The 16,932-nt window shown below is 48.1% G+C and carries 12 protein-coding genes; 8 read left to right on the top strand and 4 right to left on the bottom strand.

Translation table 11 applies throughout. From position 1 onward, the window contains the following. Nucleotides 1-98 precede the first annotated feature (98 nt). The 3 genes from TW77_RS07015 to TW77_RS07005 all read left to right on the top strand — a co-directional run bounded on the left by TW77_RS07015 (nt 99) and on the right by TW77_RS07005 (nt 4,270). Entirely contained in the window at nt 99-2,351 is a 2,253-nt protein-coding gene (locus TW77_RS07015; protein ID WP_046004266.1) for an acyl-CoA dehydrogenase, read from the top strand. A 150-nt stretch (nt 2,352-2,501) separates the two neighbouring features. Beyond that, nucleotides 2,502-3,461, top strand: coding sequence for a phosphotransferase (locus TW77_RS07010; protein ID WP_052713089.1), 960 nt, complete (start codon nt 2,502-2,504; stop codon nt 3,459-3,461). Beyond that, complete coding sequence (locus tag TW77_RS07005; protein ID WP_046004265.1) at nt 3,455-4,270, top strand: DMT family transporter; 816 nt, start codon at nt 3,455-3,457, stop codon at nt 4,268-4,270. Before TW77_RS07010 ends, TW77_RS07005 begins: the two co-directional genes overlap by 7 nt. Before the next feature lie 66 nt (nt 4,271-4,336). Here the strand turns inward: TW77_RS07005 and TW77_RS07000 are convergent, their stop codons facing one another. Beyond that, nucleotides 4,337-5,980 (bottom strand): S8 family serine peptidase, encoded by a 1,644-nt coding sequence (locus tag TW77_RS07000; protein WP_046004264.1) that lies wholly within the window; start codon nt 5,978-5,980, stop codon nt 4,337-4,339. A gap of 189 nt (nt 5,981-6,169) precedes the next feature. Continuing rightward, complete coding sequence (locus tag TW77_RS06995) at nt 6,170-7,222, bottom strand: ABC transporter substrate-binding protein (protein ID WP_046004263.1); 1,053 nt, start codon at nt 7,220-7,222, stop codon at nt 6,170-6,172. An 82-nt stretch (nt 7,223-7,304) separates the two neighbouring features. Between TW77_RS06995 and TW77_RS06990 the strand changes: the two genes are divergently transcribed. Further along, nucleotides 7,305-7,700, top strand: coding sequence for a cytochrome b562 (locus TW77_RS06990; RefSeq protein ID WP_046004262.1), 396 nt, complete (start codon nt 7,305-7,307; stop codon nt 7,698-7,700). 67 nt (nt 7,701-7,767) lie between these two features. Here the strand turns inward: TW77_RS06990 and TW77_RS06985 are convergent, their stop codons facing one another. Then, on the bottom strand, nt 7,768-9,615 hold the full coding sequence (locus tag TW77_RS06985; RefSeq protein ID WP_046004261.1) for a TonB-dependent receptor: 1,848 nt from the start codon (nt 9,613-9,615) through the stop codon (nt 7,768-7,770). Nucleotides 9,616-9,880: 265 nt separating this feature from the next. Between TW77_RS06985 and TW77_RS06980 the strand changes: the two genes are divergently transcribed. Together TW77_RS06980 and TW77_RS06975 are read left to right on the top strand one after the other, a co-directional pair. After that, a complete protein-coding gene (locus TW77_RS06980) occupies nt 9,881-13,285 on the top strand; it encodes a rhombosortase-dependent cadherin domain-containing protein (RefSeq protein ID WP_052713088.1) in 3,405 nt (1,134 codons plus the stop codon). Between the two features lie 221 nt (nt 13,286-13,506). Further along, on the top strand, nt 13,507-13,764 hold the full coding sequence (locus TW77_RS06975) for a hypothetical protein (protein ID WP_082078863.1): 258 nt from the start codon (nt 13,507-13,509) through the stop codon (nt 13,762-13,764). Between the two features lie 51 nt (nt 13,765-13,815). Here the strand turns inward: TW77_RS06975 and TW77_RS06970 are convergent, their stop codons facing one another. After that, a complete protein-coding gene (locus TW77_RS06970) occupies nt 13,816-14,469 on the bottom strand; it encodes a DUF6058 family natural product biosynthesis protein (RefSeq protein ID WP_046004259.1) in 654 nt (217 codons plus the stop codon). Between the two features lie 153 nt (nt 14,470-14,622). On the opposite strand from TW77_RS06970, the gene dapA reads away from it, so the two are divergent. Both dapA and TW77_RS06960 read left to right on the top strand, forming a co-directional pair. Beyond that, entirely contained in the window at nt 14,623-15,537 is a 915-nt protein-coding gene (gene dapA, locus TW77_RS06965; RefSeq protein ID WP_046004258.1) for a 4-hydroxy-tetrahydrodipicolinate synthase, read from the top strand. Between the two features lie 75 nt (nt 15,538-15,612). Then, the gene (locus TW77_RS06960; RefSeq protein ID WP_046004257.1) at nt 15,613-16,911 is read left to right on the top strand and encodes a DEAD/DEAH box helicase; all 1,299 of its coding nucleotides are present in this window, start codon (nt 15,613-15,615) and stop codon (nt 16,909-16,911) included. The last annotated feature ends 21 nt before the right edge of the window (nt 16,912-16,932 follow it).

Below are 16,932 nucleotides of genomic sequence, written 5' to 3'. Positions count from 1 at the left end.
TCAGTAAAAAACCCGTTAAAAAGCAACATAGAGTAATTGATCTAAACGAAATTTTGTGCCGTAATGTAACTATATCAATCTGGTCGGATGAGTTTATTATGAGTTTAAGAACACAACTAAGAAAAATATTGCCAAGCATTTCGGTGACTGAACAAGAAGCACTCGATGCGGGTGATGTATGGCTTGAAGGCTCCATCTATCGCGGGAAACCAGACTTCGACGCATTGCGTGCGGTACCTGAAGCCAAATTAAGCAGTGAAGAGCAAGCGTTTTTGGACGGTCCTGTGCAAGAGCTAATGGCGATGATTGACGATTCTGTGATACAGAACGAAAAGCATTTGCCAGAGCATATCCTTGAATTTTTGAAAAAAGAGCGTTTCTTCTCTTTGATCATCCCTAAAGAGTACGGTGGCAGAGAATTCAGCCCTTATGCGAATTCAACTATAGTGGGCACTATCGCAACTAAATCTTCGGCTGTTGCTGTGACCGTGATGGTTCCAAACTCGCTTGGTCCCGGCGAATTGTTGATGCACTACGGCACCAAAGAGCAGCAGGCACACTACTTGCCGCGCCTTGCCAATGGCACAGATATCCCATGTTTTGCATTGACCAGCCCTGAGGCAGGTTCGGATGCCGGTGGTATTCCTGACCAAGGTATTGTCACTAAGGGTCAGTATAACGGCGAAGAAGTACTGGGTCTGGAAGTCACCTGGGATAAGCGTTACATCACTCTTGCGCCTATCGCGACCGTACTGGGCCTGGCATTTAAAGTGTTCGATCCGCAAGGTTTACTCGGCGGTAAAGAATCGTTGGGGATCACCTGTGCCCTGATCCCTAAATCGCACCCTGGTGTCGAGCTGGGCAATCGTCATGATCCTATGGGGATCCGTTTTTATAACGGCACAACTCGTGGCGAAAAAGTGTTTATTCCAATGGATTTCATTATTGGTGGCCAGCAGAACATTGGCCGCGGCTGGCAAATGCTGGTTAGCTGTCTGGGCGCTGGTCGTGGTATTTCATTACCTGCACTGGGCGTATCCACCAGTCAGGTTGCCCTAAAATCGGCATCTGAGTACGCAGCGGTGCGTGAACAGTTTGGCCTGGCCATCGGTCAGTTCGAAGGTATTCAGGAAAAGCTGGCCGATATTGCTGGTAAAACCTACCTGCAAGAAGCCATGCGTGTATTGACCACAGAAGGTCTGGGCATGGGTCTGAAACCGTCAGTCGTAACCGCGATTGCGAAATATCACATGACGGAAACTGGCCGTGACGTACTGGACTCGGCAATGGATATTCTGGCCGGTAAAGCTATCCAGAATGGTCCGCAAAATACGCTGGCCAGTGGTTATGTTGCTCAGCCTATCGCAATTACGGTAGAAGGCGCCAACATACTAACCCGTAACTTGATGATTTTTGGTCAGGGTGTAATGCGCTGTCACCCATACCTGCAATCTATGGTTGAAGCCATTCACAGCGAAGAAGCGAACGCCGACAAAACCTTTAACAAGATTTTGCGTCAAACAGTGGGCTATAGTGTCGCGAACAGCCTGCGTGCCTTTAAACTGGGTGTTTTACCATTTACCGCAAGCAGTAAGTCTAGTCTGCCAGAAGTACAACCGTACGAGAAGGCGGCGCAACGCCTGTCTGCTAAGCTGGCCGTGTATGCTGATTTCTCCTTGCTGGTCTTGGGCGGAAAGCTTAAGCAAGCTGAGATGTTGTCTGCGCGTTTGGGTGACGTGATGAGCTATCTGTACGCGGCTATGGCTTCAATTAAATATTACGAGCAAAAAGTGGCCGTAACCGACCGTGAAGCCGCAGCACCTTATTTCCACTATGCGACACGCTATGCGTTGGTAGAAGCGGAGCAGGCGCTGCATAAGTTCCTGGATAACTTCCCGGCACCAGGTACGCGTAAATTTATGCGTGTGCTGACAATGCAGTTCAGCCATTCAATGCCGCAGATCAACGACGACATGGTACGTGAACTGGCGACGGCGGCACAGCTAGACACCGCGTTTAAAGCGCAACTGACACACCTGGTTAAGCCTCAAGCAGGCGATGGACATGACATCAACGAGCAGGCCTATAAAGCCAAAATTGCGTGTCTGGACTTACTGGGTAAAGTTAAAAAAGCACTTAAAAAACGCGAAATCAAAGCGGGTGTGCGCTTCTACGAAACATTGGATAACGCGCTGATTGCCAAGGTTATCAATGAGACCGAGTACGCACAGTTGATTGATTATAACCGTAAGCGCGAAAAAGCTATCCGCGTTGACGAGTTTGACTTTGATTTGAACTTGCTGGACGAGAGCACCGCGTCTGGCACAGTAAAATCGGTTGTTAACCAATAGTACGAATTATTAGTTAGTCTCTGTAAAGCCCCGTTGATTCGGGGCTTTTTTTGTTTTGTGTGTTTGTTCACAACTGGGTAGACAAAGGCAGACATGTTACACTATTAAAAAGCATAACTATTTAACATCACAGAGATTTGAGGGAGCGCTATGTCAACTGACGCATTGATTTCCCATGTCTTGGCCATGCTGCCTGACTCACAACACAGCCAGGCGCTTTGGAGTGGGTGTGGTCACATTTACAAATTCACTTATCAAAACGAAGCGCTCGTTGCCAAAGTAGCCGCGGTACCAGAGCAACTGACACATCGTCATATCACTCAAAGCCAGCATTCGTTGCGGCGCAAATACCGCTCTTATCGCAAGGAGCTTAACTTTTATCGCCAAACTGCCAGGCACTATGTCCATGCCTGCTCTTTACCGGAGCTGAAAGCGCTGGCCCAGCAGGACGACGTGTTTATTAGTGTGTTTACAGATTTTGAGTCTCAGGGATATCACAATGTCAGTAAAGCTGACTCAGAACAGGTTGAGTTGATGCTAAAATGGCTTGCACGCTTTCATGCTGTCGGTCTTGTTTCAGCGGCTTTGACAGACATGGATTTACAAGGGAACTATTGGCATCTGAACACCCGCCCGGATGAATATGCGCGTATGGCTTCTGGTCAGTTAAAACAATATGCGTCCGAGATAGATCATCAGTTGAATCAATGTGCCTTCCAGACCTGTATTCATGGTGATGCAAAACTGGCCAACTTTGCTTTTTCTGACAAAGAAGCACTGGGTTACGATTTTCAACACATTGGCAAAGGCATTGGGATCAGTGACGTGATGTTGCTGCTGACCAGTTTATATAGTGATCCGCAGCTTGAGATGCGTGCACAAACGTGCCTGGACCAATATTTTGAATTCTTGAGCAAGGCACTCAGTACGCACTGGTCCGAGACAAAAATTAAGGCGCTTGAACAGAGCTGGCGTTTGCTGTGGCCATTTGTTTGGGCTGACTTCCAGCGCTTCTTACTGGGCTGGAAGCCCGATCATCAAAAACTTACATCCTACATGTTACGTCAAAGTGAGTTGTGCCTGAAACAACTTGGTGAGTCGCCATGCTGAGTGCACTTTTGAGTGCGCTGTGCTGGGCGTGCTTTGATTTTTTGCGCAAACAACTGGCGCAGGAATTTAGTGCCCCGCTGATGTCTGTTATGTTCAGCCTGTTAGTTTTACCCGGATATTTGATTTACTGGGGATGGTTACAAGCGCCTTTGCCAGAGGCTGGCTACTTTGTACCGGGCACAGTCAGTGGCCTGCTTGCAGCAATTGGTAGCGTATGTTTTATTCGTGGTCTGGCCGTGGGTAAGATTGCTGTGATGTTGCCTTTGTTGTCTATTACACCTGTGGTGTCTGGTGCTTTTGCCTGGTTGTGGTTAGGTGAGCCGCTTGGAGAGGCGCAAGTTATCGCGCTCGGTGCCATTACTTTAGGCTCGTTTATCCTGCAAGGGGGCAGACTGTCAATTCGCGAACAAGGCGCTGGCTATGTGTTGGTAACCGCGCTGTGCTGGGGTATGTGTATCGTGTTTGATAAACAGGCCCTGCAGTATAGCGAAGTCAGCTTTCATTTGATTTATCTGACGGTATCTGTGGTGCTGATCAACGGTATGGTGTTTAAACCCACCTTATCGGTTAAACGACTATTGAGCTCGAAGTGGTTGTGGGCCTGTGCGGCGCTGGCCTTTGCGGTGGCCGTGTTATGTCAGTTATTCGCTTTGCAACAGTTGCAGCCGGGCGTGATGGAGGCTATCAAACGCGCCATTGGTATTTCCAGTGCGGCATTACTGGGCGTCTATTTTTACAAGGAAACCCTAAAAGGTTATCAATGGTTTAGTATTGCTGTCATTTTGGCAGGGACTCTCTCTTTGTATTAAAGGAGCAAGCACTTAACTTGCTCCCGATGCGACAACCTCATCCCTGAGCGCTGTCTTGATACTGGCTTATTTACATTGTGCGCCTTTGCGCCATACATTGCTGAAGATATCAGGGCGTGCACCCAGTGACCACCAGGTCGCCTGATACTCATAGCCGCTGTACGATACTTTGTCGCCAGTGCTGTAATAAGTACCTGCATTCCAGGCTTCTACGCCACTACAACCACCGCCGTTGCCGCCATCTGTAACCGTAACATTAAGACTTTTTGACGCGGTTTTGTTGTTTGCGCCTGTCACTGTCAGGGTAACGCTATAGGTGCCGGCTTGTGCGTAAGTGTGGCTTGGATTGGTTTGAGCGCTGGAGTTACCATCACCGAAGTTCCAGCTGTAAGTACCTGAGCTAGACTTGTTGCTAAACTGAACGCTCAGACCATTTGGCGTGGCGCTGAAGTCTGCAACTAAAACCGGCTGGTCGCTACACCCAGCGTTAACCAGGTAATCATAAGCGGCTTTCGCCTGTACGATACCATGGCCATAGTAGTTATCACGGCCGGCCGAGCCTTTATCTTTTGCTGTGGCGTTCAGGGCAGAGCGGATCTGAGCAGCACTACATTGCGGGAAGTTGCTCCAGACCAGCGCAGCTACGCCCGATACATGAGGCGTTGCCATTGACGTACCACTGATGCTCTTGTAGCGATTGTCATTCCATGTTGAGTTAACGCCTACACCAGGACCGGCAATTTCTACCTGACTATTGTATTGTGAGAAAGACGCAACGCGTTCAGAGCTGTCTACGGCTGCTACGGATACCACGGCGTCATAAGAAGCCGGATAGCTGAATGAGCTGTTTGAGCCATTACCTGCGGCTGCAATGTGTAGCATGCCGCGCTGTGCGCTTGATGCAAACGCGTTGCGCTCTGCACTTGAGCTACCACTGCCACCTAAGCTCATGCTGGTCACATCTGCACCAGCAGCTTCACATTGCTCAATCGCCTTAATCAGATCTGAGCCATATGCCCAGCGGCCCTGGTCATTGAAGACCTTAACGATATGCAAACCAAGCTGACCTGATGGGTTGACGCCTACCACACCTTGTCCGTTGCCACCAAGCGCTGCAATGGTACCCGCTACGTGTGTACCATGGCCGTTGCCGTCCTGATACCAGTTACCTGTGTCGTTTGAGCCATGACCGTCATTTCCGGTGATGCCTGTGCTGGGAAGGTCAGGGTGACCGCGTGTATAACCCGTGTCCATGATACACACTTTTTTGTTACCCGCGCTGGCATCGCTAACCAGGTTCGCCTGCACCATGTTAATGCCGTATGGAACCGATTCTGCATACGGTACAACAGATTCACTGCTCACCTCTGGCAAATAACGTTTAGGGTCGGCCTCAATAGACTCAATGCTGCCGCTTGCTTCCAGCTCGATAAGCTGCTCAGGCGTCAGCTCCATGACAACGGCATTGACGCTGGGCAGGGTCTCGATAGCTTGCGCATTCGCTTGAGTAGCAACACTGGCAAGCTCCTGTGCTTTAAACTGAGCCAGCTCAGCGGCTGATACGCGCATTGGTAGCGTATTGGCGACTGCCGAATCCTTAACTGTGACAATGACACGCTGCGTCTCTGCGGCTTGTGCTGTACCAAGTGCAGCAGTAACGCCCAGTGCGAGCAGTGAGTATTTTACGCTTGTTAGAACTTTGGTTTTCATAAGTTTACCTATATTACATGTTGTTAACCCTTATAACTAAAACAGGGAATGTTAGCGCTGTCAATAATGAAAAAATAAGGAAAATTGTGCTGTGCAAAATTTATACTTAACGGGTGGGTTTTGTAGATTGATTTTTGTTGCAAATGCAACTTAATTGATATTTTATTTTTCAGAAGCCGGATAAAAAAATTAAAATTTTAATTGCTGATTCAGTGTCTTAATACTGTAACTTTGGCCGCCAGTCGTGAACTGTTTAAAGTCAATCTTGTTCAAGCCAGTGCCATGGATAGCCTGATATAAAGGTCTGAAATTTTCAGAATATGGCTGAAAAATAGCAATTTTTTGCTCGCCGATAGCACTGATCTTACGGTTATGGAATTTTCTAATCTCTGTCAGTAAATAGCCACCTAACAACACATGACCGCCCAGTGAAATATCGATGACATTTTCATGACCCTGATCCCAGTTAATGCCCCCGATATGTAACTGGTCTCTGAACTTAAGGTCGGTTGCGGCACGCGCTGCGCCTCGTGCGATTGCATCATTGGCACACCAGATCAGTCGTGTATCGGGAAATCTTTGTAGCAGTCCGCTGGCCAATTCATAAGCACTTTGTTCGGACCATTGTGCGTCGACCCGCTCTACTAAGTTTACGCCATAAGTGCGGTTGGTATAGCCTAGCAGGCCTTGTTCGCGCTCAATGGCGGCGTTGGTGGCGACATCACCTAGTAGCGCTAGCATGATGTGCCTGTCTGTCGTTTGTCTGCTGTCCTCGGGCAAGGACTCATGCAGTAATTTCGCAAGGATCCTGCCAGCCTGATAATTATCCGGCGTAACCGAGCCAAGCACACCGATCCCTTTTGCTGCAATGCGCTTGAGTGCGAGTTTGTCCGGGCTGTTGAGCAGAAAGGCTATGCGCTTATGTTCCCCCGGGACCGTCAGTAAGGCATCCGTTATCACGCCTTTTTCATCAACCAGGATCAGGTAATCGGCAGAGGATCTGAGTGCTTGCTGCGCCAGCTTCTTCATATCAATATGATTTCGCTCGGCGTAAAGGGTCGTTAGCTCTATGTCGAGATCTTGTGCGGCGGCCTCCATCACTTTTGTGACGTTATGCCAGAATGCGCCTGTCGGGTTATCTCGTTGATTGCCCGGATTGACAAAGGTGACCGTGATGGTTTGTGCAAAGCCTGTGAAAGTGACGAAGAGCAGCAGTACAACGGGCGTAATAATTTGTTTCATTGTGCTCCTCAATGACAGGTCGAACAGTTTGTTTGCTGCACATTTACTTATATACTAGCGCATTCTTGTTAGAGGGGGAAAAATGAGACGCTTGATAATATTTCTTTTTTCTATGTGTTTTGCCCAAGTGGTAAGCGCACAGGAAGGCCAGGATCTGAACCAGACCATGAAAAACATGGGGCATGCATATAAACAAGCAATGGAGGCGCAACAGCCGGACGAGGTCAACAAGCACCTGAATACCATGCTATTGTTACTCCAACAGAGTAAACAACATCACTTTAAAGCGGATGTTAAATCACAATCTTTGCAAGGACTGCGCAAGGTATCCGATATTATCCGCGAGGCACAAAGCTTAGTTGCGCAAGCGCAAATACAGCAGGCCAAACAATTACTCAAGCAGGTAGATGAGCTGAGAAAAGAGTACCACGAATTACACGAACCACCGGGTTTCTGGGAGCTTTTATTCGGTAAATAGCCTACCTTAATTGTGTTACTTTAATTGGAGAATGCCGTGTGATAACGGCATTCTGCGTATTTGACGTTTAGATAGTCCAGCTGACATCAAATTTAATAGTGCGCTCGGTATGAAATGGTGCATCTTCGTCAGCGGTCGTTCTGTACAGGCGGTTGAACAGGTTTAGCACGCCCGCACGCAAGGTCCAGTGTTCATCTACAAACCAGTTAACGTTAAAGTCGACTACCAGGCTTTTGTCCAGATCTGTTTCACCTGAACCCGGCTGATGCTTCGCCAGTTGGTAGTTTAACGCGCTTTTGAATTCAAATGACTGCCATGTATAGCGCCCGGATAGGCTCAACTTACGCGGAGCGATATCGGAGAGGTGATCACCCGTGTCACTTTCGCCTTTTTGATGTGTGTACCCCAGCGTGTAAGAAAGCGCATCGCTCACCTCAACCAGCGTTGATATTTCGGCGCCAGAAATGCTTGCCTGGTCCAGGTTAAGATAGGTTCTGTCACCTGATGCCAGTTTCACGCGCTCGATATAATCATCCAGGCGCGTGTGGAACAAGCTCAGGGTGGTCTGGGCTTGCTGGCTGTCTACGCGATAGGTCAACTCTAGCCCCTGGCTGGTTTCCGGGTCAAGATGCGGGTTGCCTATTGTGTTACCTCGCGGCGTGACCCCATTAAAGTAAAGCTCCGTCAGGGTTGGAAATCTGAACGCATTAGCATAGTTGAGCGACACGCTGTGTGCCTGCCACTGCTTATTCAGACCAAGGCTATGGCTGAGATGAGTGTCGGATTTGCTGACCCCAAAGTTACTGGCTGTGAAGTGATCAAAGCGGGCGCCGAAGTCAGCTCGCCAGCTTTGCTGCTCCCAGATACCGTTAATAAACGCCGCAAAGTTATCTTGTTGACCATCCAGTAAGGTATTGAAAGTGGAGCTGGCAGTGGCTTTGAGATTGGTTTCCTGATCTGTGATCGAAACCCCGCGCCGGGCTGTCCAGTCCAGGCCAGCGCGCATCGGCAGGTTATCCCAGTTAAATTCCTGGTACAAGTTTGCGCCAAGCGTATGAGATTGGTATTCAGTTAAATTATGTCGTTTGCCAATGCGCTGCACGGCGCTGTCCCAGTTCTGGTAGTGGTGAAACACATTGACCAGCCACTGATCAGATTTAACAGATACTTGTGCCAGACTGTGCAAGTCTTCCGGATACATTGCGATTTGACTTTCAGGGTAGGTTACACTGTTTTTTCCAACTTCTTTACTAACGGAAGGGAGCCACGACATATTCAGTTCAATATCATCTGCCAGCTGATGGTTATATCGGATGCTGGAAGAAAACTGCTCATAGCCATTGTTGAGTACATCACCATTGGGTGCGTGGCTACTGTTTTTCTTTCTGTACGCAAATGCCAGGTTGTAGTTTTCTTCACCCGTGATAGCGAGGATACGTCGCCCGTTACCTGTGTCTTCGACACCCAGCTCCAGCGTCTCTTGCTCTCCCTGAACCGAATTCATGGAGATGACACCACCGATGGCCTCAGAACCGTAGAGCATAGCAGCTGGGCCTTTTTGCACACTGGCCAGTTGCAACAAGCCCGGGTCGATGAAGGAAGCTGAGTTACCTGCGCGCCGGTCTGTTAGCAACACAATGCCATTGACTTCAGTTCTTACCCGCCAGCGACTCAGGCCCCGGATGCTATAGCTCTGATAGAGGCCTCCCTGGCCGTTTAATGAGACGCCCGGTACCTGAACAATCCAATCTGCAATCGTATTGCTCGCACCATGGAGGTCGTCCTTGCCTAAATGTTCTATGTTAACGTTTGTAAATGGCTCTGAGGCCAGTAAATTTTTACCGCCAATGACTTCAATTGTTTCAATGGCGCTGCTTTGGACCGCGATCGTGGATAAAAGTAAAAACTGGATCATGTACAGCTAACCCTAAATTAGTTGTTTTGACTCGTTAAGAGTTTATTCATATTTGATGAATTTCTGTTATTGTTACAACTGAATGTACCTTTAATTGACGTTTGCGTTAAGTGGTATGCGATGAAATAACGCAATTTGTAACTTGTCGCATCTGTGCTTAACTTTGTTAATGTTTTTTAATCGGTGAACGGTTGGGGAGCTGTGCCAATAAAGCTGTTTACTTACATTTTATTAAAAATATAACTACTTTAAAAAAGGGATAAATATGAAACTCTTACACCCTGTGAGCTTGGCCGTTGCAATTGCGCTGGGCGGTGCCAGTTATCTGGCGTATCAAAATACGCAACCAAGCATGTACGAACAAAAGGCAGACTACCTGGCTGCAAAGGCTGAGAAAAAAGCCCAGTCACCAAAGCGATACGATAAGCCTAAAGAAGCGCAAGAGTTTTATATTGCACAGCGCCTGCCGAAAGGTGCACAAACGCTGCCGACCGAAAAATACTCGAAAGCATTGGCTCAGATTAAAACCATGCAGCGCTACTCTCTGGCTGACAACAAAGTTGTTTTTGATTACAGACCTCGAGTGAACTCTGTTGATGGCATCAATCGAGAGATCGGCCAGTGGGAGGAGCTGGGGCCTGGTAATATCGGTGGCCGTACGAGAACTTTGATCATCCACCCAACAGAGCATGACATCATGTACACCGCGGGTGTGGCTGGAGGTGTTTGGAAAACCACCGATGCTGGTCAATCTTGGACGCCAATGAGCGATTTGGCGACTAACCTGGCGGTGACTACTTTGACATTCGCACCGAACGACCCGAATACCATCTACGCAGGAACGGGTGAAGGTTTCTTTAATGCCGATGCTTTGCGCGGAGACGGCATTTTTAAATCTACCGATGGCGGTGTAACTTGGGAGCAGCTTGAGGCAACCGCGGGCAATGAGCTATTCCACTACACAAACAAGATTGTATTTAGTGAAAATGATCCGTCTACCCTTTATGCCGCAACGCGTGGAGGTGTACAGCGCTCAAAAGACAGTGGAGCAAGCTGGGAGACCGTATTTGTTGCCGAAGACGCAGCCGTTGGGTGTACTGATCTGACGCTGGTTGATGATGGTGATAAAGATGTCTTAGTTACTGCGTGTGGTTCCTTTGACACCGGCGGCATTCACCGCAGTGCGGATGGCGGTGATGACTGGGCAGCAGTATTGGCCGTTCCAAATCAGGGCCGTTCTACCATTGCTGTAGCACCGTCTGATAACAACATCATGTACGCCTTACTGGCTAACATCAATGATCATGGTATGGAAGCTGTATACAAATCGGAAGATAAGGGCTTAACCTGGAATGCGACGGTAACTCGTGACTCGGCAGACGACTACAGTAAACTGCTACTGAGTAACACGGTGTATGGTTTGTTCCCGCAATGTGGTTATGGCCCTGAGCCTCAGTTCTACAACCAGGGTTGGTATGACAACATCATAGCTGTTGATCCCGTCAACCCCGATGTAGTCTGGACGGGCGGCATCGATACATTCCGCTCAGATGACGGCGGCAAAACGTTCGTACCCACCAGTATCTGGTGGTTTAGCATGGATCATCCGCTGTATGCCCACGCAGACCAACATACGATTGTTTTTCACCCAGCGTATGATGGCGTGAACAACACGACAATGTTTGTAGGTAACGATGGTGGTATTCAACGAACTGACAATGCGCTGGATGAGCGACTAGACCTTGCGCAGGTATGTGGTGCGAGCAGTGAACCTGCAGGCAAAGTAAACTGGCAGACGCTAAACAATGGCTATGCAGTAACACAATTCTATCATGGTACAGTGATGCCAGATGGCACTGCCTACTTTGGCGGTACTCAGGATAATGGTACTTTGCTTGGTGAAGATGGCGGATTTAACGAATGGCGCGAAATCACAGGTGGTGACGGCGGTTGGACAGCGGTTGATCCAACAAATCCAAACGTACTGTTCACCGAATATACCAACCTATCTATACAGAAGTCGACAGATGGCGGTGTGACATTTGCTGATTCTTTCAATGGCATAACCGGCGACGGCTTCCCGTTCATAACACGCTTCGAAATGGCACCATCTAACCCTCAGGTTCTTTGGATAGGTGGTAATCAGCTTTGGCGCACAACTGATCAGGCCGAAAACTGGGTAGCTGGCAGTCCTGTATTAGATAGTTCTGTATATGCAATCGGTATCGCTCCACAGGATGAGAACATCGTAGCGGCGGGTACGCGAGAAGGTTACATCTACATTAATTACGCAGCCGGAGAAGCAGATGCTGAGCAGCCCTGGCATAGTTTCAAAATTGGTGCTGAAGACGAGCGTGCAACGATCAGCGCCATCGCGTTTGACCCAACAGATGCACAAATTGCCTATGCGACAGTTTCGACTTTTGATCAGGCACATGTCTGGAAAACCACAGACGGCGGTAAGAACTGGCTGCCTATCGACAAAGATATTCCAAACGTACCTGCGACCTCTGTGGCGGTTGATCCTAACAACGCTCAGCGCGTTATTATCGGTACAGATTTAGGCGTATTCATTTCTACTGACGGTGGTGAAAACTGGTTCGCTGATGGTTCTGGCCTGGCTAATACCAATGTCGCTAAGGTTACTTTCCATGGCAATGAGATTTTTGCTTTTACTCATGGACGTAGTGCATATAAAGTTTCGGCTGCCACATATGAACATTACGCATTTACGCTGGATGAGGACACTTCAGTAAATGTAGCACCAGCGTTTGCAGACAGATTCTTAAATACTTTTGCATCGATTGAAATTGCTGAGCTACCTCAATCAGGCGAACTGATGCTGGAAGAAGAGTTACTGACTGTGGGCTCTGTTGTTGCGTTGGATAAGTTTGACATGGTGATCTACAAGCCAGATCCCGACTTTACTGGAGAAGATGTCTTCAAATTCACCGGTACTGCTGAAAAGGCTGAGTCTGGACAAGAGGTCACAGTTGAGCTTAACGTTGAAAACGTCAATGACATGCCTGTTATTGGAGAGCTTGAAAACCTTGAAGTGATGCTAGGTCAGCCTGTTGAGATTGACTTTAATGATCTGGTTTCTGATATCGACAGTGAAACATTAACACTGTCTATTGAACCGCAGATCCCGGGTCTGAGATTTTCGCAAGGTGTGCTGAGCGGTGTTGCCAGCAGTGTATTCAGCGGCGATATTAAGCTACATGCGACGGATGGTGAGTTTGAGGTATCAGCAAGCTTCTCAGTCAATATTTACGACGCATCTCCTGTTATCGAGTCAAATCAGCGCTTCGAAGTGCTTGAGAATACACCAATCGGTACTGTAGTCGGTCAATTGGTATTCAGCGATCCAGATGCCGAGGTATCACCAGTGGAAAAATTCCATGTCTATGGTAACAGCTTATTTAGTGTTGACGCTGAGGGTAAAGTAATTGTCGCGAAAGAGGTAGATTTTGAGTTCCAGGAAGAGGTTTACTTTGGCGTTCAAGCCGAAGATACCTACGGTAACTTGTCTAACCATACTGAAGTGCATGTTACAATCAGAGACCTGCGTGGCGATGATGACGATGACGACGACGGTGATTCAGGTTCATTCTCGTGGCTTGCATTGCTGAGCTTGCCGTTGGCAATGCTGCGCAGAAGGCGTAAATAGATATAAGTTGATATATCAGAAGGCGAGCCGGTGAAAACTGGCTCGCCTTTTTTGTATCCTGGTAAAGGGTAAAAATTAGCTATTTGATGTTGATGGCTGTGTCAAAGGTTACTTTTTATAACAAATTGTTGATAGATTGAGCGAACGGTATATAAAGCACTGGATATTCCGAAATAGACTGATATAACTAGCTATGGATTGAGAAACAGGAATTCGTCATGATGGACAAAACACAACAATTGGATAATAGCGTCATCGCTGAATTACAAAATAAAGATCATTCAGAGCAATTGAAACAACTGGATAATCTGAGCTGCACACATGGCGATATTATCGAGTTACTAGCACAGTATCTTGCTTTGAGTGAACAAGACGATGATAGCCAGTTTGATGCCTGGTACGATGCTTTATGCCAGGACCAGCTGAGGGTATTGAAGGCGTTTGAAATCTTCAGAGCCCACTATGAGCAGGCCCATTAAGTCATAAAGACCGACAGCAAGAGGTTTTAAGGCCTCTCGGCACAGTCGTATTCAGCGAATTGATAAGTCGTACTTTGCAATCAGGCTTTCAATATATTTGTAACGCATGGACATGGGCTTTTCGTGTTCCATGTGGTGGCTGAGCGCACGATTTAACAGCTTAAGTGCGCTAAGTAGCTCAGCTCGGTGCTGAGCCGGGATATGGCTGGCGGTGCGATCCTCGGTTAGTGCGTCTACCAGAGCGCGCCCCAGGTCTATATACACAATTTCTTCTATTAGCCCATTTTGGCTAATCACACCGTATTTACTGCACAGGAATTGTTGCCAGCTTTGTTGTATATGTTCAGGTAGGTCTTCATTAAAGCGGCTGTCCTGGCTTATCAGGCCCTGTTGTGCACACTTACTGAGTACTTGAACGTACTTTTGCTGAAACAACTCGTAAGCATGGGATGATTGCTCCACCTGATGCTTCAGGAGTAGCTGACCCCATAATTCAGCGCCTCTCGGGTAGTAATCTGTATGCTCAACGCATTCATAGAGGCCGAGGTAGGAACTGCACTTGATCTGGTTTTCCAGGCTATAACTGGCGTTAGGAAAAATACACATTTCCTGCCAATGCATAAGCTGATCAGATGTGACTCCAAGTGCGCTACAGAGCTCGTCAGCGCTGAAAAAGTGTGTACTGAGATGGTGTGTCAGACGCATAAATAAAATAACTGGTTATATATACAGTGTTTTTATTTTGACCGAAACAGCGAGTTTAGGCAAGCTGTTTTATAAATTTTCCAATTGCCCCTCGGATCTGACTTTCATTTGTGTTAAAACTTAGCGCCAAACAATGAATCAAACGAAATTTGTATGCGCAACATAGAATCGATTAAAAAAGCCAGTTTAATTACGGCTATCAAAACACCTTATGATCTACACGGCAATATTGACCTTGCCGGTTTTGACGCGCTTGTTGAGGCACAAATTGCGGCGGGCGTTGATGGGATTGTCGTCGGTGGCACGACGGGTGAAGGCCAGTTGATGAACTGGGAAGAGCACCTGATGCTTATTGCCCACAGTGTAAATCAATTTTCCGACAAGCTGGTGATCGTCGGCAACACAGGCAGTAATAATACGCGTGAAGCGGTTAAGGCGACGGAATACGGCTTTGCTTCAGGTATGGATGCGGCACTGCAGATCAATCCATACTATGGCCGCACTTCCGAGGCTGGTTTGTCGGAGCATTTCGCGCGTGTATTAGATATCGGCCCTGCGTTTATTTATAACGTACCAGGGCGGACAGGTCAGGATCTGACCCCCAAAATCATCGAACCGCTGGCCGGTCACGCCAATTTTGTTGGCATGAAAGAGTGTGCCGGGCACGAGCGGATAGCCTATTATGAACAAAAAGGCATTGCCTGTTGGTCGGGTAATGACGACCAGGCCCATGACAGCCGTCACCTTCATCAGTCTCACGGTGTTATCTCGGTCACGTCAAACCTGGTTCCGCAGTTGTTTCGAGCACTGATAGACAGCCCAAATGAGCCGCTGAATGCGCAATTGCAGCCGTTAATGAATTGGTTGTTTTGCGAACCCAATCCGATTGCAATCAACACGGCACTGGCCATGACGGGTGCTGCATTACCTGTGTTTCGTTTGCCATACGTACCACTGAGTGAATCCCAGCAAAGAACGGGTGTTGAATTGATCAATCAGCTTAATGCTGAAACAGTGGTTGGCGGCGTTGCCGATGTGATTAATCCTGCCGATGTTAAGCTATATTAACCACATGCAGGTGACACCGGGCAATTAAATAGCGTATAATCTGCGGCCCTTCATTATTGGTCGCAGGTTTTTGCAATGAATTTTAAGTCTTTCAGTTTTCCCGATGCCTTACTACAGGCGCTAGATGAATTAAATTTCCATACCCTGACACCGATACAGCAGGCGGCTATCCCCGTCGTCAGGCGCGGCCATGACGTGTTAGCAACAGCGCAAACCGGAACCGGTAAAACAGCGGCGTTTGCACTACCTGTGATCCACCGTTTGCTGGAGGGAGAATCACTGAAGTCACCGCGCGCGCTTATCCTTGCGCCAACCAGAGAACTTGCAGAGCAAATAGCCAACAACTGTCAAGCGTTTTGCCAGTATACTCCACTGACCGTACAGGCCGTGTTTGGTGGCGTTAACGTTGAAGGACAGACACAACGCCTGGCTCAGGGCGTTGATATTCTGGTTGCCACACCTGGGCGTCTGTTAGATTTGATCCGCCTGGGTGCTGTCAGCCTGGCACAGGTAAAGTACTTAGTGCTGGATGAGGCGGACCGTATGCTGGATATGGGCTTTGTTGCGGATATGCAAAAGGTCATCGATATGGTCAGCGAAGACAGACAGTTACTGTTATTTTCTGCGACTTTCCCGACTGCGGTTAAGCAATTTGCCAAACAAGTACTGCGTGAGCCTAAATTAGTTCAGGCGGCAAAAGAAAATACCACTGCAGAAACCGTACGACACGTTGTTTATCCGGTTGAGCAAAAGCGTAAGCAGGAGCTGCTGTCTGAGCTGATCGGCAAGAAAAACTGGTTGCAGGTCCTGGTTTTCGTCAATATGAAAGACGATGCCGATCAGCTGGTCAAAGAGCTGGAGCTTGATGGGATCAGTGCAACAGTCTGCCATGGTGATAAAAGCCAGGGCGCTCGTCGCAGGGCATTGCGTGAGTTTAAAGAAGGCAAGGTAAGAGTATTGGTTGCCACTGAGGTGGCGGCGCGCGGCATTGATATTGACGGTCTGCCTCGCGTAATTAACTACGATTTACCTTACCTTGCTGAGGACTATGTGCATCGTATTGGTCGTACCGGCCGTGCGGGGAACTCGGGTCAGGCAATTTCTTTTGTGGCACGAGAAGAAGAGCAGACTTTGCTTCATATTGAAACTTTGATTGGCCAGAAAATAAAGCGCTATTACCTGCCGGGTTATGAGGTCGCCAGCCGCGAAAACCTGATTGAAAACCTGGCTAAGAAGCCGTCTCATCAGCGTCGTAAGGCGCGTACTAACCGTCCGAGCAATCAGGCCAGTGGTGAAGCGCGCGCCAAAAACCGTGCTAAGATCAGTAACGTTCGTCAGAGATTAAAAGGCGCTCAGCTAAAATTGCAAAAGTAGATATACCAATTTCACTTAATA

This window comes from Pseudoalteromonas rubra, from assembly GCF_000967655.1.
Classification (GTDB): domain Bacteria; phylum Pseudomonadota; class Gammaproteobacteria; order Enterobacterales; family Alteromonadaceae; genus Pseudoalteromonas; species Pseudoalteromonas rubra_A.
The sequence above is the reverse complement of the archived record's forward strand: the minus strand, read 5'-3'. Positions and strand labels throughout refer to the sequence as shown.